The 22,128-nt window shown below is 72.8% G+C and carries 19 protein-coding genes; 11 read left to right on the top strand and 8 right to left on the bottom strand.

Annotated features, from left to right (window positions below):
* On the top strand, positions 1-1,638 hold a 1,638-nt coding region (locus AB0B61_RS54760; protein WP_358449804.1), incomplete at its 5' end, for a glycoside hydrolase family 3 C-terminal domain-containing protein.
* A gap of 115 nt (positions 1,639-1,753) precedes the next feature.
* On the opposite strand, the gene pucD is transcribed toward AB0B61_RS54760, so the two are convergent.
* From pucD to AB0B61_RS54730, 6 genes are read right to left on the bottom strand one after another with little or no spacing between them, the layout of a single operon-like run.
* On the bottom strand, positions 1,754-4,039 hold the full coding sequence (pucD, locus tag AB0B61_RS54755) for a xanthine dehydrogenase subunit D (RefSeq protein ID WP_358449802.1): 2,286 nt from the start codon (positions 4,037-4,039) through the stop codon (positions 1,754-1,756).
* Positions 4,036-4,500, bottom strand: a complete 465-nt coding sequence (locus AB0B61_RS54750) for a (2Fe-2S)-binding protein (protein WP_357952680.1) — start codon at positions 4,498-4,500, stop codon at positions 4,036-4,038. Before AB0B61_RS54750 ends, pucD begins: the two co-directional genes overlap by 4 nt.
* Before the next feature lie 3 nt (positions 4,501-4,503).
* The gene (locus tag AB0B61_RS54745) at positions 4,504-5,361 is read right to left on the bottom strand and encodes an FAD binding domain-containing protein (protein ID WP_358449800.1); all 858 of its coding nucleotides are present in this window, start codon (positions 5,359-5,361) and stop codon (positions 4,504-4,506) included.
* Entirely contained in the window at positions 5,358-6,650 is a 1,293-nt protein-coding gene (locus tag AB0B61_RS54740; RefSeq protein ID WP_358449798.1) for an MFS transporter, read from the bottom strand. Before AB0B61_RS54740 ends, AB0B61_RS54745 begins: the two co-directional genes overlap by 4 nt.
* 3 nt (positions 6,651-6,653) lie before the next feature.
* The gene (locus AB0B61_RS54735) at positions 6,654-7,817 is read right to left on the bottom strand and encodes a peptidase dimerization domain-containing protein (RefSeq protein ID WP_358449796.1); all 1,164 of its coding nucleotides are present in this window, start codon (positions 7,815-7,817) and stop codon (positions 6,654-6,656) included.
* Entirely contained in the window at positions 7,814-8,839 is a 1,026-nt protein-coding gene (locus tag AB0B61_RS54730; RefSeq protein ID WP_358449794.1) for an LLM class flavin-dependent oxidoreductase, read from the bottom strand. The genes AB0B61_RS54735 and AB0B61_RS54730 overlap by 4 nt, the downstream gene beginning before the upstream one ends.
* A gap of 95 nt (positions 8,840-8,934) precedes the next feature.
* Here AB0B61_RS54730 and AB0B61_RS54725 point away from each other — a divergent pair, with 95 nt between their 5' ends.
* Positions 8,935-9,717 (top strand): FadR/GntR family transcriptional regulator, encoded by a 783-nt coding sequence (locus AB0B61_RS54725; RefSeq protein ID WP_358449792.1) that lies wholly within the window; start codon positions 8,935-8,937, stop codon positions 9,715-9,717.
* 43 nt (positions 9,718-9,760) lie between these two features.
* On the opposite strand, the gene AB0B61_RS54720 is transcribed toward AB0B61_RS54725, so the two are convergent.
* Positions 9,761-10,819, bottom strand: a complete 1,059-nt coding sequence (locus tag AB0B61_RS54720; RefSeq protein WP_358449790.1) for a hypothetical protein — start codon at positions 10,817-10,819, stop codon at positions 9,761-9,763.
* Positions 10,820-10,950: 131 nt separating this feature from the next.
* Here AB0B61_RS54720 and AB0B61_RS54715 point away from each other — a divergent pair, with 131 nt between their 5' ends.
* Positions 10,951-12,153 carry a histidine kinase gene (locus AB0B61_RS54715; RefSeq protein WP_358449788.1) on the top strand — a complete coding sequence of 401 codons (1,203 nt, stop codon included), beginning with the start codon at positions 10,951-10,953 and terminating at the stop codon, positions 12,151-12,153.
* Positions 12,154-12,311: 158 nt separating this feature from the next.
* The gene (locus tag AB0B61_RS54710) at positions 12,312-12,956 is read left to right on the top strand and encodes a response regulator transcription factor (RefSeq protein ID WP_358449786.1); all 645 of its coding nucleotides are present in this window, start codon (positions 12,312-12,314) and stop codon (positions 12,954-12,956) included.
* On the opposite strand, the gene AB0B61_RS54705 is transcribed toward AB0B61_RS54710, so the two are convergent.
* Positions 12,951-13,973, bottom strand: a complete 1,023-nt coding sequence (locus tag AB0B61_RS54705; protein ID WP_358449784.1) for a LacI family DNA-binding transcriptional regulator — start codon at positions 13,971-13,973, stop codon at positions 12,951-12,953. The genes AB0B61_RS54710 and AB0B61_RS54705 overlap by 6 nt on opposite strands.
* A gap of 96 nt (positions 13,974-14,069) precedes the next feature.
* Here AB0B61_RS54705 and AB0B61_RS54700 point away from each other — a divergent pair, with 96 nt between their 5' ends.
* The 7 genes from AB0B61_RS54700 to AB0B61_RS54670 are packed head-to-tail and all read left to right on the top strand — an operon-like array spanning position 14,070 to position 22,127.
* Positions 14,070-16,013 carry a primary-amine oxidase gene (locus tag AB0B61_RS54700; protein ID WP_358449782.1) on the top strand — a complete coding sequence of 648 codons (1,944 nt, stop codon included), beginning with the start codon at positions 14,070-14,072 and terminating at the stop codon, positions 16,011-16,013.
* A gap of 12 nt (positions 16,014-16,025) precedes the next feature.
* Positions 16,026-17,645 (top strand): ABC transporter substrate-binding protein, encoded by a 1,620-nt coding sequence (locus tag AB0B61_RS54695; RefSeq protein WP_358449780.1) that lies wholly within the window; start codon positions 16,026-16,028, stop codon positions 17,643-17,645.
* 2 nt (positions 17,646-17,647) lie between these two features.
* On the top strand, positions 17,648-18,556 hold the full coding sequence (locus AB0B61_RS54690; protein WP_358449778.1) for an ABC transporter permease: 909 nt from the start codon (positions 17,648-17,650) through the stop codon (positions 18,554-18,556).
* A gap of 16 nt (positions 18,557-18,572) precedes the next feature.
* Positions 18,573-19,454 carry an ABC transporter permease gene (locus AB0B61_RS54685; protein WP_358449776.1) on the top strand — a complete coding sequence of 294 codons (882 nt, stop codon included), beginning with the start codon at positions 18,573-18,575 and terminating at the stop codon, positions 19,452-19,454.
* On the top strand, positions 19,451-20,428 hold the full coding sequence (locus tag AB0B61_RS54680) for an ABC transporter ATP-binding protein (RefSeq protein WP_358449774.1): 978 nt from the start codon (positions 19,451-19,453) through the stop codon (positions 20,426-20,428). The genes AB0B61_RS54685 and AB0B61_RS54680 overlap by 4 nt, the downstream gene beginning before the upstream one ends.
* On the top strand, positions 20,425-21,162 hold the full coding sequence (locus AB0B61_RS54675; RefSeq protein ID WP_358449772.1) for an ATP-binding cassette domain-containing protein: 738 nt from the start codon (positions 20,425-20,427) through the stop codon (positions 21,160-21,162). Before AB0B61_RS54680 ends, AB0B61_RS54675 begins: the two co-directional genes overlap by 4 nt.
* Positions 21,159-22,127, top strand: a complete 969-nt coding sequence (locus AB0B61_RS54670) for a P1 family peptidase (RefSeq protein ID WP_358449770.1) — start codon at positions 21,159-21,161, stop codon at positions 22,125-22,127. Before AB0B61_RS54675 ends, AB0B61_RS54670 begins: the two co-directional genes overlap by 4 nt.
* The last annotated feature ends 1 nt before the right edge of the window (position 22,128 follow it).

The following is a 22,128-nucleotide window of genomic DNA, read 5'->3' as shown; positions in this document are numbered from 1 at the left end:
GGCACCGCCGCCGACGTCGCCCCGGACCTCGCGGCCGCCGGCGCGGCGTACACGGAGGAGCGGGTCGCGGCGGAGGTGCGTGCCGCGGCCGCCGCCGGGTTCGTGCTGGTTCGTAACGAGGGCGGGGCGCTGCCGCTCGCCCCCGCCGAGCTGCGCGGTATCGCCGTTTTGGGCCCCAACGCGGAGGTCGCCAGGACCCTGGGAGGCGGGAGCGCCACGGTGTTCCCGCCGTACACGGTCTCCCCGCTGGACGGCCTGCGAGCGGCGCTCGGCGACGGTGTCGAGGTGACGCACGCCATCGGCGTCGTCGCGCACACCCGCACGCCGATCGCGCGGGCCCCCTGGCTCTGCCTGCCCGACGCCGCCGACGGTACGGGTCATGGCGCTGAGGTGAGATATCTCGACGGGGACGGCTCCGTGCTCGCGGTGGAGCGGCGCGACGGGGGCGCGTTCAACTGGGTGATGGGCTCCTACCCCGAGGGGGTCGTGCCGGAGCGGCTCGCCGTGATCGAGGTCCGTGCCCAGATCAGGGCCACGGAAGAGGGTACGTACCTGATCGGCTCCTCCGGGCTCGGCCGGCACCGGCTCCTCGTCGCGGGGGAGGAGGCTTACGACGTCGTGCTCACGCTGCCGCCGGGCGCGGACATGGTCGAGGCCATGCTGACGCCGCCGCAGTGGACCCACCCCGTCCGGCTCGCGGCGGGTGAGAGCGTCGAGGTCACGCTCGTACATGATCGCGAGCGTACGGAAGGCGGGCTGCCCGGCCCCGCGCTCCAGCTCAACCTGCAGACGCCGCACGGCACGGACGAGGAGGAGATCGAGCGGGCCGTCGCGCTGGCCCGCGCCGCCGACGTCGCCGTGGTGGTCGTGGGCACCAACGAGGAGGTCGAGAGCGAGGGGTTCGATCGGACGAGCCTCGCGCTGCCGGGGCGGCAGGACGACCTCGTCCGCCGCGTCGCCGCCGCGAACCCGCGCACGATCGTCGTGGTCAACTCCGGCGCCCCCGTCCTGCTGCCCTGGCACGAGGAGGTCGCCGCGGTCCTGCTCACGTGGTTCCCCGGGCAGGAGTACGGCAACGCGCTGGCCGACGTGCTGCTCGGCCACGCGGAGCCCGGCGGGCGGCTGCCCACCTCATGGCCGCTCCACGAGGGCGACCGCGCCGCCACGCAGCCGGTCGACGGCGTGCTCACCTACGACGAGGGACCGGCGATCGGCTACCGCGGCCAGATCGAGGCCCTGTACCCCTTCGGCCACGGCCTCGGCTACACGACCTGGGAGTACGGCGCCGCAGAGGTCCGCCACGTCGATGACGGTGTGGCGGGCGAGGTCACCGTTCGCGTGCGCAACGCCGGCGACAGGCCCGGGCGTGAGGTCGTGCAGGTGTACGCGAGCCGCCCCGACAGCGCCGTCGAGCGTCCCCGGCGCTGGCTGGCCGGGTTCGCCACGGTCGACGCGGCCCCCGGTGAGGAGGTCGCGGTGACGGTGACCGTCCGGCGGCGCGCCTTCGAGCACTGGGACATCGCGGCGGGCCGCTGGGCCGTCGAGCCGGGCACCTTCCAGCTGGAGATCGGCTCCTCCTCGACGACTTCACGACCGCGCCGGCCGTCGCCCGCCATCTCGGTGAGCCGGCCCCGCTGACCGTGGTGCCGTCATCGTGGTCGGTCGCGCAGGCGCAGGCCGTGGCCGTCCAGCGCCCGCGCGACCGTCGGTATAACCTCGAGGTGGCCGATCAGCCGCTCGCCGCGTCGCGCGGTCAGGGGAACCGGTTCGCCGCGCGCGCGACGGCCTCCGGCGTGGCCGGGATCCGGTCGAGCGCGCCGCCGATCGCGTCCCTGATCGCCGCCGCGACGGCCGCCGGCGCCGACAGCAGCGGCGGCTCGCCCACTCCGGTGAGCCCGTACGGCGAGTCGGGGCGCGGGAGTTCGAGGATGTCGAGCACGGTGGGCGGCATGTCCATCGTGGTCGGGATCAGGTAGTCGGTGAACGACGGGTTGAGAATCCGCCCGTCACGCACCAAAACCTCCTCCATCAGGGCCAGCCCGAGCCCCTGCGCGATGCCTCCGTGCATCTGCCCTTCGACGGCGGCCGGGTTGATCGCCTTGCCGACGTCCTGGGCGCAGGCGATCTCCACGACGCGCACGGAGCCGAGCTCGGGATCCACGTCGACGACGGCCCGGTGCGCGGCGAAGGCGTACGCGACGTGGGCATCGCCCTGACCGGTCTCCGGGTCCAGCGCTCGCGTGCGGCGGTGGCGGAAGACGGCGGTCTCGTCGACGTCCGCCGCGGCCAGCAGGTCCGCGAGGGTGACGGCACGACCTGACGCCGTCGACACCGCGGCCGCCGCCGACGCCTCGCCGCCGTACGCGAGCGCCTCGACGGGCTCGCCGAGCAGCGCCGCCGCGCGTTCCAGCAGCCTGGCCCGTACGGCCGCGCAGGCCGCCCGCACGGCACCGCCCGACATCCATGTCTGCCGCGAGGCCGAGGAGGTCCCGGCGTCGCCGACGGCCGTGTCGGCGGGCAGGACCGTGACCCGCTCGAGCGCCAGCTCGGTCCGCGCGATCTGCGCCTGCACCGTCACCAGCCCCTGGCCGACCTCGGCCGCGGCCGTGTGCACCTCGGCGAACACCTCCCCGTCGTGCGCGAACACCCGGACCCTGGCCGTGCCGAAGTCGTCGTACCCGGCGGACTTGCAGATGTTCTTCACCGACACGCCGTACCCCACGCCGCGCCGCAGCCCTTCGGCGCGCGTGGAGTTCGAGGTCCCGCCGGGGAGCAGCTCGCCGGGAGGCGGTGGGAGGGGCTTGGCGGCGACTCGGCGCAGCAGCTCGGCCACCGGCGCGGGCCCCTCGACCCGCTGCCCGGTCGCCATCACGGACCCGGTGCCGACCGCGTTGCGCAGGCGCAGCTCCACCGGGTCCATGCCGAGCGCCGCCGCCAGCCGGTCCATCTGCGACTCGTGGCCGAAGCACACCTGCACGGCGCCGAAGCCGCGCATCGCCCCGGCGGGCGGGTTGTTCGTGTAGACCGATCGGCAGTCGACCTCGACGGCCGGGACCTCGTAGGGGCCGGTGGCGAAGCAGCCCGCGTTCCCGGTCACGGCGGCCGAGGTGGAGGCGTAGGCGCCGCCGTCGAGCAGGATGTCGGCCTTGACGTAGAGCAGCTTCCCGTCGCGGGTGGCGCCGTGCTCGTAGCGCATCCGGGCGGGGTGGCGGTGCACGTGGCCGGCGAAGGACTCCTCGCGGCCGTAGCTCATCTTCACCGGCCGCCCGAGCCGCAGCGCCAGCAGGCAGGCGTGGGCCTGCACGCTGAGGTCCTCGCGCCCGCCGAACGCCCCGCCGACCCCGGCCAGCGTCAGCCGCACGCGGTCCTTCGGCAGGGCCAGGCACTCCGCGAGCTGGTCCTGGTCGACGTGCAGCCACTGCGTCGAGCAGTACAAGTCCACCCCGGCGTCCTCGCCGGGCACGGCCAGGCACGACTCGGGCCCGAGGAATGCCTGGTCCTGCATTCCCACCTCATACTCGCCCGTCACGACCACGTCGGCCTCGGCCACCGTGCCGCGCCGGATGCGCAGGTGTTTGACCAGGTTCCCACCCTCGTGCAGGACCGGGCCCGTCAGCGCCGTCTCGGGGTCGGTCAGCGCGGGCAGCTCCGCGTAGGAGACCCGGACGAGGGCGGCGGCGCGGCGGGCCAGCTCGGGGGTGTCGGCGGCGACGACGGCGACGGGCTCGCCGATGTAGCGGACCCGGTCCTCGGCGAGTACGGGCTGGTCGCGGCGTTCGAGCCCGTAGCGGTTGTGGCCGGGCACGTCGGCGGCGGTGAGCACCGCGTGCACGCCGGGCAGTTCGAGCGCTCCGGCCGGGTCGATGGACAGCAGGCGCGCGTGCGGGTGCGGGCTGCGGACGGTCGCGCCCCACACCATCCGGTCGTGCCACAGGTCGGAGGAGAAGGCGAAGTCGCCGCGCACCTTGGAGACGGCGTCGGGCCGGCGTGCGGACTCGCCCACGCCCTGACGCTCGGTCGCGTGCAGTGTCGTGGTCATCGCGCTCGCCCCGCCGCCAGCCGTACGGCGTCGAAGATCTTCTCGTACCCCGTGCAGCGGCAGAGGTTGCCCGCGAGGGCCTCGCGGATCTCCGGCTCGCCGGGGTCGGCGGAGCGGGCCAGCAGGTCGTGCACGGCGACCACCAGCCCCGGCGTGCAGAACCCGCACTGCACGGCGCCCGCGTCCACGAACGCCCGCTGCACCGGGTGCAGCTCCTCGCCGTCGGCCAGCCCTTCGACGGTCACCACCGCCGAGCCGCGCGCCTGCCCGGCGGCCACCAGGCAGGCGCACACGGCCGTCCCGTCGAGGTAGACCGTGCAGGAGCCACATTCCCCCTGCTCGCAGGCGTTCTTGGAGCCGGGCAGCCCCACCCGTTCGCGTAGCAGGTAAAGCAGGCTCTCGCCCGGCGTCACTCCGTCGAGGCTCTGGTGAACCCCGTTCACCTCCAGGTCGACCCGCATCGGTCAGCTCCTCCGGTATTCCTGCCAGGCCCACGCGAGGGTACGGCGGGCGAGTACGGCGACCGCGTGCCGGCGGTAACCGGCACTGGCCCGGACATCGTCGATGGGTGCGGTCGCGTCCGCCACGAGTGCGGCGAACCGGGCGGCGACCGGGGCAGGCGGTTCGCGGCCGCCGTCCCAGTCGAGCTCGGCGGCGGCGAACTCCTCGGCGGCCGAGGCGGCGACCGGAGTCGGAGCCGCCGACCCGACGGCGCAGCCGACGCGGCGCCGTACCGGATCCAGCGTGAGCGCCACGGACGCGACCGCGATCACCATGGCGTTGCGCGGCCCGAGCTTGGCGAACTGCTCGGGCCCCGTCGCCGCCGGCACCCGCACCGCCGCCACGATCTCTTCCTCGGCCAGCACCGAACGCCCGGGGCCGAGAAAGAAGTCGCGGGCCGGAACATGACGGACACCGCGCGGAGAGGCGAGTTCGATGGAGGCGCGCGCCGCCAGCAGCGGCGGCAGCGCGTCACCGGCGGGCGAGGCCGTGCCGAGGTTCCCGCCGACGGTGGCCCGGTTGCGGATCTGCGCGGAGCCGATCGTGCGCGCCGCCCGCGCCAGTCCCGGCAGCGGGCCGCCCAGCTCGCCGACGATCCGCGTGTACGGCACACCCGCGCCGAGCCGCACCGTGTCGCCGTCGCGGGACCACTCCTGAAGCTCGGGCACGCGGCTGACGTCGAGCAGCTTGGACGGAGCCGTATGCCCGAAGTTGAGCCCGACCATGACGTCCGTGCCGCCCGCGATCAGCGTGGCGTCCGGATGGGCGGCCTTCAGCTCGCAGGCGTGCCGCAGGTCGCCGGCCGTGAGGAACGCCGTCACGCCGTCACCCGTCCCGCTTCGCCCGCCCGCTCGGGATCGGCGGCCCGCTCGGACAGGAACAGCGTGGCCACCGCCCCGACCAGCCCGGCCGCGGTCATGTAGAGCGCGATCGACGTCGAGGTGCCGGTCGAGTCGTACAGCCAGGTGGCGATGATCGGGGCGAGGCCGCTGCCGAACACGGTGCCCAGCGTGTAGCCGACCGACATGCCGGTGTAGCGCACCTCGGGCGGGAAGACGTGCGCGAAGAACGTCGGCATCGTGCCGTAGTTGGCGGCGTATGGGATGAACAGCGCGAGGAAGCCGAGCAGCATCACCCCGAAGGACCCGCTCTGGAAGGCGGAGAACCACACGTACGGCAGCGCAGCCATCCCGATGATGCTCACCCAGAAGATCTTCTTGCGGTCCACCCGGTCCGACAGCCAGCCGAAGAACGGAATGGCGGCGATGGTGAACACGTTGACCAGCAGCACCAGCTGAAGGATCATGTCCCGGTCCAGGCCGAGCTTCTTCTCGCCGTAGCCGAGCGAGTAGACGGTGGCGATGTAGAACGTGGCGCCGGCCGGGATGTAGGCCAGGCACATCAGGATCACCCGGCGCCAGTGCTGCGACAGCACCTCGGCCAGCGGCGCCTTCCTGACCTCGCCGCGCTGCTTGACCTCCTGGAAGTCCGGGCTCTCCGCCAGTTTGAGCCGGATGAGCAGGCCGAAGCCGACCAGGACCGCGCTGAGCAGGAACGGCACCCGCCAGCCCCAGGTGAGGAAGGCGTCGTCGGACAGCCGCGAGGTGAGAAGGAAGACCAGGTTGGCCAGCAGCAGTCCCCAGGCCGCGCCGGTGTTCACCAGGGCGCCGAAGAAGCCGCGCCGGGAGCGAGCCGCGTGCTCGACGCTCATCAGCACGGCCCCGCCGTACTCGCCGCCCAGCGACAGGCCCTGCACCACGCGCAGCAGCACGAGCAGGATCGGGGCGGCCACGCCGATGGAGCCGTAGGTGGGCAGCAGGCCGATGCAGAGCGTCGCGCCGCCCATCAGGCAGAGGGTGACGACCAGCATGGACTTGCGGCCGAGCCGGTCGCCGAAGTGCCCGAACAGGGCGCCGCCGATCGGCCTTGCCACGAACGCCAGCGCGAACGTCGACAACGACAGCAGCGTCCCGACCAGGTCGTCGTAGCTGGGGAAGAACAGCTTGTCGAAGACCAGGACGGCGGCGGTGCCGTAGATGAAGAACTCGTACCACTCGATCGTCGTCCCGGCGAGGCTGGCCAGGACGACCCTGGTGGAGCTTGTTGCCATGGTTCACGCCTCCAGGAAGCGAGTGACGGTGTCACGCAGGATGGCGGCTTCGTCGCGTACGGCCGACAGTCGCACGTAGTCGTCGCCGAGCAGGTCGCCCTCCTCGGGCACGCCGAACATGACGGTGGGGATGCCGCGCTCGGCTGGCCCGCCCGCGTCGAACGAGCCGCCGTAGACGGTGTGCCGGGGCTCGCCCAGGCGGGCACGGATCGCGCCGTCGAGCGCGTCGAGCACGGCTCGCCTCTCAGGCGGAAGGTAGGCGGGTAGCATCGTGACACCGGGCCGGACGGCGATGTCGCAGCCACCCGCCACCCCCTTCAACGCCTGGGCGATCTCCAGGGCGGCGTCTTCGGGATCGGTGCCGGGCAGCAGCCGCCGGTCCACGATGATCCGCGCCGAGCCGGGCAGGGTGTGCGGGGCCAGCGGCTCGTAGCTCACCAGGTACGGCACGACCTGCTCGTGCCCCAGTTCGGGGTGTTTCTCGCTCTGGGCTTTCGCGTCGAGTTCGCGGAGCTTGACGACGACGTCGGCGGCCGTGTCGATCACTCTGCCGCTGCCCGGCGGAGCCGAGGAGTGCGCCGTCCTGCCCTCGATCTCGACGAGCACGTCGACCCGGCCCCGATTGCCGATCGACACCTCGAACCCGGTGCAGAAGAGCTGGATGACCAGGTCAGGGGTCTTCGGCAGCGCGTCCAGGATGGCTCGCGAGCAGTCGTGGCTGCTGCGTCCCTCGTTGTTGACGCAGAGCAGCAGGGTGCCGTGGAGCGGTACGTTCTCGGCCACGATCCAGCGGGCCAGGTCCAGCAGGCACGCCTGATGCGCCTTGTTCTGCGTGACCCCCTGGCCGAACAGGCACGGCTCGCCGTCGAGGGTGCGGATGTCGCCCGACCACGGGTCGGCCATCAGGTTGTGGTGCTGGGTCGGCGTGTACGCCATGAGGGCCAGTGTCGGACCCCGGCTGTCGCCCAGCCGTACGGCGAACTGGTTGAGCGGCAGGTCGATGATGTCGTCGGCGCCCACCTCCAGGAACGCCGGCCGCAGGTGGTCCTGAACGTAACGCACGAGCGTCGGGTGGTCGGGGGCGATGAGCGTCTCGGCGCCCAGGGGCACGGCGGAGGGCACGCGGGCCAGCGCCGCCAGGGCGTCCACGACGTATTCGCCGGTCACCGAGCTGTCCCTTCGAGAGCGCGCAGGCGGGGGAGCACGTCGCCGCCGAAACTCTCGATCAGCTCGCTCGGCAGTGAGTAATTGCCGACGTGCCGCAGGTAGAAGCCCGTCACGCCCAGCTCGACCGCGCGCCTGGCCCGCTCCACGATGTCGTCCACGGTGCCGAACAGGCAGAACGTCCGCGCGAAGCGAACCGCCATCTCGTCGGTCACCCACTTCGAGGCGTGCTCGATCGCCAGCTTCCAGTCCTCGGCGTGCACCATGTCCGGATAGACCTCGGGCACGTGCGGCGGCGGCGCCAGCTCGATGCCCGCGACGCGCAGGAAGTCCTGACCGCCGATGGTCGCCATGTGCAGGCAGATCGGCTTCAGCACGGCCGCGTCGCGTTCGAGGTCGTCGGTGACCTTGCAGAAGGCGCCGGCGGTGAACTCGAAGGCCCTGCCGGACCCGGCGAGGCCGGCCCGCGCCGCCTTCATCGTCTGGCCGAGGGTCTCCGGCGAGATGCCGGCCAGCGTGACCACGCCGTCGGCGATCTGTCCGGCCAACTCCAGCGTGCGCGGCCCGCTCGCCGCGATGTGCACGGGCACCGCGCCCCCGGCGTCACGCAGCCGTAGCCGCCGCTCGCCGTACACCTGCTCCTGCCCGCTCAGCAGCGTGCGGATCTCGCCGATCGCCGAGCGGAGCTCGGCCCGCGTGGTGGGGCGGATACCCAGCGGCTTCACTGAGCTGTCACCCGTGCCCAGCCCCAGCACGACGCGGCCGGGCGCCAGCTCCGCGACCGTGTTGATGCCGGAGGCCACCACGGTCGGGTGGCGGGTGACGACGTTCGTCACGGCGGTGGCCAGGCCGATGCGGTCGGTGCGGGTCGCGGCCACGGCCATCACCGTGTACACGTCGCGCCAGAGGAGCTGCGAGTCGGCGATCCAGGCGACGTCGAAACCGTTGCGCTCGGCGCGCCGCACCTCCTCGGCGACCTGGTCCGCTCGTCCGCACGGCGGGAAGCGCACACCCACCTTGATCATGCGATCACCTCTGCTCTGGTGGTTCCTCCTCGGGATAGTTCGGCAAGCTAGTCTGTTGTCTGACATCAGTCAACGTTTATGGCAGAATGCTCGGCGTGAGCGCCGAGCAGACCCGTGAGAGTGCCCGCTACGAGCCGCTGGCTCGCACGCCGCTGCCCGACGTGATCGCCGAGCAGCTCCTGGCGGAGATCGACTCCGGTGCTCTGCGGCCGGGCGACCAACTGCCCTCGGAGCCGGAGCTGGCCCGCCAGTTCCAGGTCGGGCGCAGCTCGCTGCGCGAGGCCATCCGCAAGCTCCACACGCTCGGCGTGGTCGAGGTCGTGCGCGGCCGGGGCACCTTCGTCCGGCATCGCACCGAGCCGGAGCCGACCCCGCAGTTCGCGCGCTGGAGCGCCACCGAGGGGCCGGCCATCGCCGAGGTGCTGGAGGTGCGGATCGGGCTGGAGCTGGCCGCGGCGGGCCTGGCCTGTGTCCGCGCCACCCAGGCCGACATCGACGCCATGGCCGCCCGCTGCCGCGAGCACGAGGCGGCCCGCCGCAAGGGCGACCTCGACGTGCTGGTGGGCACCGACGAGCTGGTGCACGAGAGCCTGATCCGGGCCGCGCACAACGACCTGCTGCTGCAGATGTACCTGGCGCTGGTGCCGCAGATGGCCGAGTTCCGCGCGCACACGCTCGCCCTGGGCCGGGCGGACGAGCGGTTCGACCCGCACCACCGGGCGATGCTGGCCGCGCTGGCCAACCGGGATCCGGCGGGGGTGCGACGGGCGGTCGTTCACCACATCGGCGCGCTCTACGGCGAGGTACGGGCCGCCACCGGGCAAGAGCCGGTGCCGGAGATGCTGGATTTCGGCACCATTCTCGGCAGCTTCACCTGACGCGGCCCGCCGAAGAGGGCCATGTCCGCCACGCATCACGCGATCATGTCGTCGCGCATCGTCGCCCCCCGCGGCCGAGCAGTGCCAGCAGGCCGATCATGACCAGCCCGAGCGCCGTCAGTTCGGCCCGCTCGGTGAGGGTCGCGGCGTTGGCCAGCACTCCGAAGGCGGTGTGCGCGACCAGCGCCCCGCCGGCCAGCGCGAGGTTGTGCCGGTCCGTCCACCCGCCGCTCGTCGTCCAGCGGCGGACCAGCCACCACGCGAGCACCGCGAGGGCCGCGGCGGCCAGCATCGGCACCCACACCCAGTTGCCCCGGGTGAAGGCGGGCTGCGTGGCGCCGCCGAAGGGGAACAGGAGCGCCAGATAGCCGAACGCGACGAGGCCGCCGAAAGCCGCCACCGCCCACGAACCGGGCACCGCGCCCATACCGGCGGCCGGAGCCGATGAGTGCCGCGCGGTCTGTGGGACGGTTGGCGATGTGCCGGGGATCGGGTGCGAGGTGCGGGGGACGACGCGCAGTGCCAGCACCGCGAGCAGGGCCACGGCCGCCAGGCAGCCCGCCACCACCGGGAGCGGCGCCTGGTATCCGGGGTCGATGAAGCCCGTCACGCTCAACCGCAGCAGCGCCGCGCCCAGCACGAACACCACCCCGGTCACCGCCAGCCCCGTCCGCTTCAGGTACGGCCTGTCGCGCATACCCGGGAACACCAGGTCGACCAGCAGGATCGGCAGCGCCACGCTGAACACGGCGTGGTAGGGGAGGTTGAGCTCGGTGTACGCGCTGTTCAGCCCGAGGATCCTGGGCGCCCACCCGGCGACGCCGTACAGGGTGGGGCTGCTGAGCGCCTGCAACGCCAGGCCCTCCTCGACGATGCCGTACGCGAGCCCGAGCAGCAGGGTCGAGAGCCAGCCCGCGCCGCGCCGGCGTACCAGCTCGCGGATCAGCACGGTGCCCGCGCCGTAGATCGGCACCCACAGGAGCATCAGCCAGATCTGGCTCAGGGGCGGATTGCCCAGGGTGAGCTCGGCGACGAGCGGGGTGATCACCGCGAGCAGCAGCGCGGCCCACCGGCGGCGTCCGCTGGAGTCTGTTGTGGTCATGCGGCCACGGTGCCGCGCGACGGGTGATCACCACTGCTGCCGCAAGGCCGCTCCATGGCAGCCTTGGTCGTCTTCCGGCAGTGACTTTGGTTGCTTACGCACGGGTCGGGGGCGGGCTAGCATCAGCGGTCATGTTCGTGGCCGGTGTGGAAGACGTACGGCCCGGCTGGATTCGGTCGCGGCGCGACTGGGTGGTCGGGGCGGGTGGGTTCATGCTCGCGCTCGCCGGCGCGGTCGGGGTCGTCTGGGGTGATCTGACGGGCGGCACACCGGGCTGGTATCTGGTGGCCGATGTGGCGGGCGGCGCTCTGGCCTGCGCGGGGCTGTGGTTGTGCCGCAGGTGGCCGGTGACCGTGGGGCTGGCCGTCATCGCGTTGTCGGTGCCCGCCGCGGCCGCCTCGGTGGCGGCCGGGATCGCCACGCTGATCGTGGCCCTCTACCGGAAGCCGCCCGCCGCGATCGCGGTGGGGGTGGCGGGGGTGGTCGCGACGCTGGGCAGGTTCGCCTGGCGGCCGCCGGGGCTGGCGCCCTATCCGGTGTGGGCGTTGGTGGGGGTGCTGTTCGGCGGGGCGCTGACCGGCTGGGGGATGCTGGCGCGCACCCGGCGGGAGCTGGTGCTGTCGCTGGCCGAGCGAGCCCGCCGGGCCGAGGCCGACCAGCGGCTGCGGGCCGAAGAGGCGCGCCGGGCCGAGCGGATCGGCATCGCGCGGGAGATGCACGACGTGCTCGCCCACCGGCTGTCGTTGCTGGCGGTGCACGCGGGGGCGCTGGAGTTCAACGCGGACGCCACGCCGGGTGAGGTGGCCGACGCGGCGGGGGTGATCCGGTCGAGCGCGCGGCTGGCGCTGGAGGAGTTGCGGGCGGTGATCTCGGTGCTTCGCGAGGCGCCCCCGTCCGATGACGGCTCGCTGTCTCCCGGCCGCCCGGATCTCGCGTCGCTCGTGGCGGAGTCCCGGAGCGCCGGGATGCGGGTCGAGCTGCGCGATCACGGGCTCCGGCTGGCCGACCTGCCGGAGGTCACCGGGCGCGCCGCTTATCGCATCGTCCAGGAAGGGCTCACGAACGCGCGCAAGCACGCGCCCGGCCAGCCGGTCACAGTCATCCTCTCCGGTACGGCGGGCGACGAGCTGCGGGTCGAGGTACACAATGCGCCGCCCGGCGGAACGGCTTCGTCGGGCCCGGGTGTGGGGAACGCCGGCCTCGGGACGACCGGGGCGGGGGCGGGGCTGGCCGGGTTGGCGGAGCGCGCGGCGCTGGCGGGTGGGCGGTTGGCGTGCGGGCCAGTGACGGGCGGGGGCTTCCAGCTGGTGGCGTGGCTACCATGGCCCGTGTGAACGAGCCGCCGCCATCGCCGCAGCAGCCACCAGCGCAGCAGCCACCAGCGCAGCAATCGCCGCCGCAGCAGCAACCCGCGCAGCAATCGCCGCCGCGGCAGCAACCCGCGCAAGAACCGCAGGCGGTGCCACCGCAGCCGTCCCGGTCGTCGATTCGCGTGCTGATCGTTGACGACGACGCGCTGGTCCGCGCCGGTCTGACGTTGATGCTCAAAGGCGCGGCCGATCTCCACGTGGTGGGGGCGGTGGCCGATGGCGGGGAGGTGGCCGCCGCGGTCGACGCGCACGCTCCCGACGTGGTGCTGATGGACATCCGGATGCCTGGGCTCGACGGCATCGAGGCGACCCGGCGGCTGCGCGGCCGGCCCCAAGCGCCCGAGGTGGTCGTGCTCACCACGTTCGACGCCGATGAGCACGTGTTCAAGGCGTTGCGGGCGGGGGCCGGCGGGTTCCTGCTCAAGGACACCCCGCCGGAGGGGATCGTCGACGCCATCCGCCGGGTCGTGGACGGCGAGCCGATCCTGTCCCCGAGCGTCACCCGGCGGCTGATCGCCCACCTGGTGCCCGAGGAGGAGACCCGTCGCCGGGCCGACGCCCGGACGGTGCTGGCGCGGCTCAGCGAGCGCGAACGCGAGGTGGCGCTGGCGGTGGGGCAGGGCAAGCCGAACGCGGTCATCGCCGCTGAGCTGCACATGAGCGTCGGCACCGTCAAGGGCTACATCTCGCGCATCCTCACCAAGGCGGCTCTGGACAACCGGGTCCAGCTCGCCCTGGTCGTTCACGACGCCGAGAGCGCGTCATGAACCCCGCGTGGAGGCGCGCAGGGTGAGGTCGATGGGGTGGATTCGCTCCGTCCCCGCCGAGGCCGTGCCCGACAGCAGGTCGAACAGCAGCTCCGCGCACCGTACCCCAGCCTCCCTGGGCCGCAGGTCGATGGCGGTGATGGGCGGGTCGGCCAGCTGCATGGCGGGGCTGTCGACGCACGACGCGAGCAGCAGGTGGCGACCACCCTCGCGACGCAGGTCGTTTCCCTCCTCGCGGCGGAGCAGGTCGCGGCCCTCCTCGCGCAGGAGCGGCAGCAGGTCCGTGGCCGATCCGGCGGGCCCGCACACCAGCGCGTCGATGCGCGGCTCCAGCGCCAGCAGCTCGCGGGCGGCCCGGTGGACCTCGCCCGCCGGGCAGTCGAAGGGGACCGTACGGACCAGCGGGTCCACGTCGTGCCGGACGCACCAGTCGCGGAAGCCCCGGTGTACGGAGGCGGCCCAGTCGCTCACGTCGCCGGCCACGATGAGCGCCGGCCGGGTCGCGCCGGAGGCGCGCAGGTGGTCCATCAGGCGGCCCAGCATCTCGGCGTGTTCGGAGCGGACCACGCCGTCGGCCTGGCCGGTGCCGGTGAAGCGTTCGCAGGTGACCGTGGGCAGGCCGGTGTCCATGAGCTTGGCCACGATCGGGTCGTCCCCCAGGGGGTCGCCGAGCACGAGGCCGTCGACGCGCGGGGTGCGGCGGCCCGAGGTGATCAGCGTGACGTCGTAGTCGTTGTCGGCCGCCCCCCGCACGACCCCGAACACGAACGACATGTAGTAGGACGAGCGGGTGAGCACCTCCGGCACGTGCAGACCGATGGTGCCGGTGCTCGCCCGGCGCAGGTGCCTGGCCGACCCGTTGGGTACGTAGCCGAGCGCGTCGGCGGCCTCCATCACCCGGGCCCTGGTCTCCTCCGACACCCGGCCAGAACCCCGGAGCGCGTCGGACGCGGTCGTCTTGGAGACCCCTGCCGTCTTGGCGACCGTGAGGATAGTGGCCGGCTCGTCTGCGTGCACGCCCTGATGCTAGCGCCACCGTTGATCTGTTTCCGCCATGTATCGACCTGGCGAAAGGTCTTGTCCTCGTCCTGAGGCGGAAGTATGTTGGCCCGCATGCCGGAACGTTCCGGCAAGGAAGGGGCGGAAAGCCGGATGGCAGCTGGACGGCGGGTTCTCGGGGTCGGGGAGCGGTCGCATCCGCTCGACCCGCTCAGTGCGAAGGAGATCGAGGACGCCAGGCGGATCATGGCGGACGACGGCGTGCTGGCCGCCACCGGCCGGGTGGCCTACCTCGGGATCGAGGAGCCACCTAAGGAGGACGTGCTCGGCGACGCGCCCGCCGCCCGGCGGGCCCGCGCCCTCGTGCTCGACCTGGCGAGCGAGCAGGCGCAGGACGTCGTCGTCTCGCTCACCGAGGGACACGTGGTGGAGCGCCGGCCGATCGACCCGATCACCGACGGCCAGGTCCCCATGCTCGACGAGGAGCACGAACTGGTCAGGCGGGTGCTCGGCGCCGACGCCGGCTGGGCCGCGGCGCTGGCCCGGCGCGGCCTGGACGACACGGCCCTGGTGTGGCTCGCCGCCCTGTCGGCGGGCAGCTACGGCCTGCCGGGCGAGGAGGGCAGGCGGATCGCCCGCGTGCTGGCCCACCTGCGCCCGACCGAGGAGAGCCTGCCCTGGGCGCACCCGATCGACGGCCTGGTGGCCTTCGTCGACCTGCTCAAGGGCGTGGTGATCGAGATCGTCGACACCGGCGTGCTGCCGATCCCCGCCGAGGCGGGCGACTACCACCTGGAACGCGAGCACCGCACCAGCCAGCGCCCGATCCACATCACCCAGCCGGAGGGCCCCAGCTTCGGCATCGACGGCAACCTCGTCACCTGGGAGAAGTGGAACGTCCGCCTCGGCTACGACATGCGCGAGGGCCTGGTCCTGCACCAGATCGGCTTCGACGGCCGGCCCATCGTCTACCGGGCGTCGGTGGCCGAGATGCTGGTGCCCTACGGGGACCCGAGCCCGGTCCGCTTCTGGCAGAACTACTTCGACACCGGCGAATACCAGCTCGGCAAGCTGGCCAACGCGCTGGAACTGGGCTGCGACTGCCTCGGCGAGATCACCTACTTCGACGTCACCGTCACCGGCGGCGACGGCTCGCCCAAGGTGCTGCCGAACGCGATCTGCATGCACGAAGAGGACTACGGCGTGCTGTGGAAGCACACCGACCCGGCCAACGACTCCCGCGAGACGCGCAGGCAGCGGCGGCTGGTGATCTCCTTCTTCGTCACCGTCGGCAACTACGACTACGGCTTCTACTGGTACCTCTACCTGGACGGCACCATCGAGCTGGAGGTCAAGGCCACCGGCATCGTGTTCACCGGCGCCTACGACGAGCGGGCCGCGCCGTACGGCTCGCAGGTGGCGCCGGGGCTGGCGGCGCCCTACCACCAGCACCTGTTCTCCGCGCGGCTGGACATGATGGTCGACGGCCCGGCCAACGCGGTGGACGAGGTGGAGGTCGTACGCCTGCCCATGGACGAGCGCAATCCGTACGGCAACGCCTTCGGCCGCAAGGCCACCAGGCTGCGCACCGAAGCGGAGGGCAGGCGCGACGCGGACCTGGCCACGGGCAGGACCTGGCACGTGGTCAACCCGGAGGTGACCAACCGCCTGGGCGACCCCGTCGGCTACGCGCTGTACCCCGAGGGCCTGCCCACCCTGCTCGCCCACGAGAACTCCTCCATCCGCGCCAGGGCGGAGTTCGCCACCAGCCACCTCTGGGTCACCAGGTACCATCCCCGGGAGCGCTATCCGGCTGGTGACCTGGTCAATCAGCATCCGGGTGGCGCCGGGCTGCCCGCGTACACGGCCGCGGACCGCGACATCGACGGCCAGGACATCGTGCTGTGGCACACGTTCGGGCTGACCCATTTCCCCCGTACCGAGGACTGGCCGATCATGCCCGTCGACACGTGCGGATTCACCCTGAAGCCCGTCGGGTTCTTCGATCGCAACCCCACGCTCGACGTCCCGCCGAGCAGCCAGGGCTCCTGCCACTAGAGATGAGGCGTCATGCGATACAGACTGGCCGGTAGCGTCGCGGCGGTCGTGTTGGCCACCTCCGCCTGCGGCGGCGGCACGGAAGCGGCCCCGCCGGGCACCGCGGCGACCGGCTCGGCCGCCGCCCCCGGCTACCTGGCCGTGGCAGACGGCAAGCTGCCCTCGGGCGGCGCGCTCAACGTCGCGGTGCACATCGACAGCGGCGCGGCGACCGGGCTCGACCCGCAGCTCGCCGACGTGGCCACCTCCTGGCAGCTGATGTCGCTGGTCTACGAGACGCTGGTCACCGTGGGACCCGACTTCAGCCCGCAGCCGCGGCTCGCCGAGAGCTGGGACAACCCCGATCCGACCACGTACGTGTTCCACCTGCGCAAGGGCGTCGCCTTCTCCAACGGCAGGCAGATGACCGCCGACGACGTGGTGGGCAGCCTGAAGCGGCTGCTGGCCGCCAAGTCGGTGTGGCGGGGGCAGCTCGGCCCGGTCGAGAAGGTGGCCAAGGTCGACGCGGCCACGGTCAAGGTCACGCTGGCCAAGCCGTACACGCCGTTCCTGGCCGCGCTCGCCAACGTGCCCGCCGCGATCCTGCCGATGAAGGAGATCGAGGCGAAGACGCTCGACCCGGCCAAGGAGATGCTGGGCACCGGGCCGTTCAAGGTGCAGGCACACCGCCAGGACGTGTCCTGGAATTTCGCCCGCAATGAGCATTACTGGGACAAGGGGAAGCCGGCCGCCGACAGCCTGACCGTCACGATCGCGCCCGAGGAGGCCGCCCGCGTCGCCGCCGTGCAGAACGGCAGCTCCGCCCTGGCCGCCCTGGGCAACGTCGACTCCGCCGCGATGCTGGCCGGCGCCGCGAACGTCAAGGTCGCCACCCAGGCCACCACCGACTTCTACTACCTGATGCTCAACTCCAAGAACCCCAAGTTCGCCGACCCCCGGGTCCGCCAGGCGCTGAACATGGCGCTGGACCGCAAGCAGATGGCCGAAGTGGCGCTCGGCGGCCAGGGCAAGCCCACCGGCGTCACCCCGGCCGGCCTGCCCGGCGCCTGCGACCCCGCCACGCTGCCCTCGGCCACGGCGGGCGGCGCCGCGAAGGCCAAGGAACTGCTCGCCCAGGCGGGCATCGCGAACCTGTCGTTCACGCTCAGCATCTACTCCACCGAGCCGGCCCCCGCCGTCGCCCAGGTGATCCAGCAGAACCTCCAGCAGGCCGGCGTCACCGTCAAGATCGAGCAGATGGACGAGGCGAGCTGGGCGGGCAAGGTGTACGGCAAGGTGCCCGCCACGTTCGACGCCGCGCTGTCGTGGTTCGCCGGATACGCCGACCCCGGCATGGTCACCACCTGGTGGAACCCCGACGTCGCCGGCTTCAACGCGGGCTTCATGCAGGCCGACAAGGACCTCAACACGCTGATCACCGCCGCGACGGAGACCCCGTCGGGCGCCGAGCGCGACAAGGCGCTGGCCGCGGTGTGCGCCAAGGTGGACACCGACGCGCAGATGATCCCGCTGGTCACCCGCCCGGCCACGATCGCCTATCGCGCCGACGGGGTCAGCCCGAGCCTGTACGCCACCGAGGGCTACGGCAACCTGCTCCGGCTGGTCGCCGACGCCCGGGTCAAGAAGGGCTGACGATGCGGCTCCTGCTGTGGTGGGCGGGCCGGGCGCTGAGCTCGGCCGTCACCCTCCTCGGCATCTCCGTCCTGATCTTCGCGGCGCTGCGGCTGATGCCGGGCGGGTTCGCCGAGACGATCCTGGGCCCGTTCGCCACGCCCGCGCAGAAGGCCGAACTGGCCGCCAGGTACGGGCTCGACCAGTCGGTGTTCGCGCAGTACGGGCACTGGCTGGCGGCGGTCGGCACCGGGGACTTCGGCACCTCGATGATCAGCAGGCAGCCGGTCGCCGCCGAGCTGTGGGCCCGGCTGCCGGTGACGGGCCGGCTCACGCTGTTCGCCGTCGCCGCCGCCGTACTGGCGGGGGTGCCGCTCGGCGTGCTGACCGCGCTGCGCGCCCGCCCCGGAGGCGGCGGCGCGGCGGGGCGGCTGCTGAGCGGGCTGGGCGTGAGCGTCCCCGAGTTCGCGCTGGGCAGCCTGGTGGTGTTCGTGGTCTCCCGGTACGGCCTGCAGACCAGCGGCTACCTGCTGCCCGCCGCGGTGCTGTCGATCTTCGCCATCTCGGCGACGGCCAGGACCACCCGCGACGCCGTGCTGAACGTGCTGGTCGAGCCGCACGTCACGGCCGCCGTCGCCCGGGGCGAGACGCCGTGGTTCATCGTCCGGCACCACATCCTGCGCAACGCGGCGGGGCCCGTGCTGACGCTCACCGCGACGATCACCGCCTACCTCCTCGGTGGCGCGCTGATCGTGGAGTACCTGTTCAACCTGCCGGGGATCGGCTCGTACGTCGTCCAGGCGGTGGGGCGCAGGGACTACGCGGTCGTGCAGGCGGGCGTGCTGCTGGCGGCCACCGTGTTCATCGTGATGAACGTCCTGATAGACCTGCTCGTCGGGCTGGTCGACCCGAGGCTCGGGAGACGCGCATGAACCTCGGGAGACGCGCATGAAGGAGACGGCTGGCGAGAAGGAGACGGCTGGCGTGAAGGGTGTGAAGGGGAGGCGGCCGAGGCAGCGGCTCGATCCGTTGTCGCTGACCGGTCTGGGCTGCCTGCTGCTGCTCGTCCTGGTCGCGCTCGGCTCGCTCGTGCACGCCGGCGGGGACCCCGACGCGATCGTGGGCCCGCGGCTGCGGCCGCCGGGGCCCGGCTGGTGGCTGGGCACCGACAACCTGGGCCGCTCGATGCTGCCGCGCGTCATGGAGGGCGTCGGCACCACGCTGCTGCTCTCCTCGGCCGCCGTCCTGGTGACCGCCGCGCTCAGCGCGGGCTTCGGCATCCTGGCCGGATACCGGGGCGGCTACCTGAACGAGCTGATCATGCGGGTGGTGGAGCTGCTGTACTCCTTCCCCGCCATCGTCCTGGCGATCCTGGTGGCGGCCGTCGCCGGGCCCGGCCAGCTCGCGGCGGTGGCCAGCATCGTGCTGGTCACGATCCCGCTGATGACCCGGCTCGTACGCGCTGCCGCCGTCGCCGTGGCCGAACGCGACTACGTGACCGCGGCGGCCATCAGCGGCGCGGGACTGCCCCGCATCCTCGGCCGCCACGTACTCCCGAACGTGGCCGGCACCATCGCGGTCCAGGGCACCTACGCGCTGTCGGTCGGCATCTCGGTCGAGGGCGGTCTGAGCTTCCTCGGCTTCGGCGTGCAGCCGCCGCAGGCGTCCCTCGGGGTGCTGATCCGCCAGGGCGGCACGTACATGATGGCCGCCCCCTGGCTGATCATCGGGCCGGGCGTCGTGCTGGTGCTCGCCATCCTGTCCATCAACGTGCTGGGCGACGGGCTGCGCGACCGGTTCGAACCGAGGGAGACGAGGTCACTGATATGAGCGCGCTGCTCGAAGTGGACGGCCTGGAGGTCGACTACGGGACGGCCCGCGCCCTCGACGGCGCCGACCTGCGCGTGGCAGCGGGCGAGGCCGTCGGGGTGGTGGGCGAGAGCGGGTCGGGCAAGTCCACCCTCGGCGCTGCGATCGGCCGCCTGCTGCCCCGCCAGGCGGTGGTGGCCGCCGGTACGGTACGCGTGGCCGGCGAGCCGGTGCTGGACCTGCCGCCCGCCGCGTTGCGGCGGCTGCGCAGGCAGCGGCTCGGCTTCGTCTTCCAGGACCCGATCGCCTCGCTCGACCCGACCATGAAGGTCGGCGCCCAACTCCGGTTGGTCCTCCGAGCACACGGCCGCGAGAGTCCGGGTGGGCGCGACGGCGGTCGGGGCGGCGGGGATGTGGCGTTTCACCTGGAGCGGGTCAGGCTCGATGACCCCCGCGTGGCCGCCGCCTACCCCCACCAGCTGTCCGGCGGCATGGCCCAGCGGGTGGCGATCGCGCTGGCCATGGCCGCCTCGCCCGAGTTGCTGGTCGCCGACGAGCCGACCGCCTCGCTCGACAGCCAGGTGCGCGAAGAGGTGCTGAACGTGGTGTTCGCACTGGCCCGGCAGGCGGGCACGAGCATCGTCTGGCTCAGCCACGATCTGCCGGCCGTGGCCCGCAGATGCGACCGCGTGGCGGTCATGTACGCCGGGCGCGTCGTGGAGAGCGGCCCGGCGGCCGACGTGCTCGGCGATCCCGTACACCCCTACACCGCGGCCCTGGCCAGGTCGGCCCCCGCCGTGGCCGTTCCCGGCGTACGGCTGGAGCCGGTGCCGGGCCGCCCGCCGGTCCTGACCGGTCCCTCGCCAGGGTGCGCGTTCGCGCCCCGCTGCCCCTTCGCCGAGGACCGCTGCGCCACCGAGCGCCCCGAGCCGGTCCGCGTCGGGGCCAAGGACGTGCTCTGCCACCGGGCCGCCGAGCTGGAGGTGATCGCGTGATCCTCGATCTCACCGACGTCACGGTCTCCTTCACCACGGGCCCGCCGCTGCGCCGTACCCGGCTGGACGCCATGCGCGGCGTCTCGCTCTCCGTCGCCGAGGGCGAGACGCTCGGCCTGGTGGGCGAGTCCGGGTCGGGCAAGACGACCACCAGCCGGGTCGCGCTCGGCTTGCAACGGCCCACGTCCGGCACGGTCAGGTTCGACGGCCGCCCCTTCCCCCGGCGGCGCAAGGACCTGGCCGGGCGGATGCAGGCCGTGCTCCAGCACCCGCACTGGTCGCTGAACCCCAGGATGCGCATCGGGCAGAGCGTCGCCGAGCCACTCGCCGTACTGGGGAAGGCCGCCGGTGAGCTGGTGCCCGAGGCGCTCGAACAGGTCGGCCTGGAGGCCGGCTTCGCCGAGCGCTACCCGCACGAGCTGTCCGGCGGTCAGCGGCAGCGGGTGTCCATCGCCCGCGCGCTGATCACCCGGCCGAGCTTCATCGTCTTCGACGAGGCCGTCAGCGCCCTGGACGTCTCCGTACAGGTGCAGATCCTCAACCTGCTCAAGGACCTGCAGGCGGAGTACGGCTTCGCCGCGCTGTTCATCTCCCACGACCTCGGCGCCGTCCGCTACGTGGCCGACCGGATCGCCGTCATGCGCGGCGGCGAGGTCGTCGAGACCGCCGACGCCGCCACCTTCTACGCAGCCCCCGAACATCCGTACTCGCGACAACTCCTGGAGTCCCTGTGACCCTCGCTCCCGTGTCGGCCTTCGCCGCCGGCGTGCCCGGTAACTCCGACCTCCCGCTGACCCCGCAGCCCAGCCCGGGGCGCGGCTCGGTCGCGTTCGACCTGCCCGGCGTGTTCGTCGGCACGGCGGAGTACGGCGAGGGCCCCACCGGCTGCACCGTCGTGCACGTCCCGGCGGGCGCGCGGACCGCAGTGGACGCCCGCGGCGGCGCGGTGGGCCTGAGCGGCGGCTACGACTACAACCACGCCATCTGCCTGACCGGCGGGTCGGTGTACGGGATGTCGGCGGTGGCCGGGGTGAGCGAGGAACTGCTGGCCCGCCGGAGCAACCAGACCAAGTGGGACGAGCTGCAGCTCGTCTCGGGCGCGGTGATCTACGACTTCTCCACTCGGGACAACGCCGTGCACCCCGACGGGCCGCTGGGCCGCGCCGCGCTGCGTGCCGCCGTCGAGGGCGAGTTCCCCGTGGGCAGGTGCGGCGCCGGACGCAGCGCCAGCGCGGGCAAGGTCGACTTCGCCAGGGCCGAGTTCGCCGGGCAGGGCGCCGCCTTCGGCACCTTCGGGGCGGTCAAGGTCCTGGTGGCGACGGTGGTCAACTCCGTGGGCGTGGTCGTCGGCCGCGACGGGACGATCCTGCGCGGCAACTACCACGCCGACGAGGACACCAGGCGCCACCCGAGCGTGGACTACGCGATCGCGTCGGACACTCCGGCCGTCATGGGCAACACCACGCTGACGGTCCTGGTGACGAACGTACGGCTGGCCGACGTCGAGCTCACCCAGCTGAGCCGCCAGGTGCACGGCTCGATGCACCGGGGCATCCAGCCGTTCCACACGCAGAACGACGGCGACGTGTTGTTCGCGCTGACCACCGACGAGGTGGACCTGGGCGGTCTCAAACCGCCTGGGCTGGGCGCGCTGGCGTCGGAGGTCGCCTGGGACGCCATCCTGAGCAGCGTGGAGTAGG

It is taken from the genome of Nonomuraea sp. NPDC049158, assembly GCF_040648335.1.
GTDB lineage: Bacteria > Actinomycetota > Actinomycetes > Streptosporangiales > Streptosporangiaceae > Nonomuraea.
The sequence above is the reverse complement of the archived record's forward strand: the minus strand, read 5'-3'. Positions and strand labels throughout refer to the sequence as shown.

Coding starts and splice junctions, on each gene's coding strand:
- pucD (WP_358449802.1), bottom strand. CDS start 4,039: ATGACCACGACACTGCACGCGACCGAGCGTCAGGGCGTGGGCGAGTCC.
- AB0B61_RS54750 (WP_357952680.1), bottom strand. CDS start 4,500: ATGCGGGTCGACCTGGAGGTGAACGGGGTTCACCAGAGCCTCGACGGA.
- AB0B61_RS54740 (WP_358449798.1), bottom strand. CDS start 6,650: ATGGCAACAAGCTCCACCAGGGTCGTCCTGGCCAGCCTCGCCGGGACG.
- AB0B61_RS54730 (WP_358449794.1), bottom strand. CDS start 8,839: ATGATCAAGGTGGGTGTGCGCTTCCCGCCGTGCGGACGAGCGGACCAG.
- AB0B61_RS54720 (WP_358449790.1), bottom strand. CDS start 10,819: ATGACCACAACAGACTCCAGCGGACGCCGCCGGTGGGCCGCGCTGCTG.
- AB0B61_RS54715 (WP_358449788.1), top strand. CDS start 10,951: ATGTTCGTGGCCGGTGTGGAAGACGTACGGCCCGGCTGGATTCGGTCG.
- AB0B61_RS54700 (WP_358449782.1), top strand. CDS start 14,070: ATGCCGGAACGTTCCGGCAAGGAAGGGGCGGAAAGCCGGATGGCAGCT.
- AB0B61_RS54695 (WP_358449780.1), top strand. CDS start 16,026: ATGCGATACAGACTGGCCGGTAGCGTCGCGGCGGTCGTGTTGGCCACC.
- AB0B61_RS54690 (WP_358449778.1), top strand. CDS start 17,648: ATGCGGCTCCTGCTGTGGTGGGCGGGCCGGGCGCTGAGCTCGGCCGTC.
- AB0B61_RS54685 (WP_358449776.1), top strand. CDS start 18,573: ATGAAGGAGACGGCTGGCGAGAAGGAGACGGCTGGCGTGAAGGGTGTG.
- AB0B61_RS54680 (WP_358449774.1), top strand. CDS start 19,451: ATGAGCGCGCTGCTCGAAGTGGACGGCCTGGAGGTCGACTACGGGACG.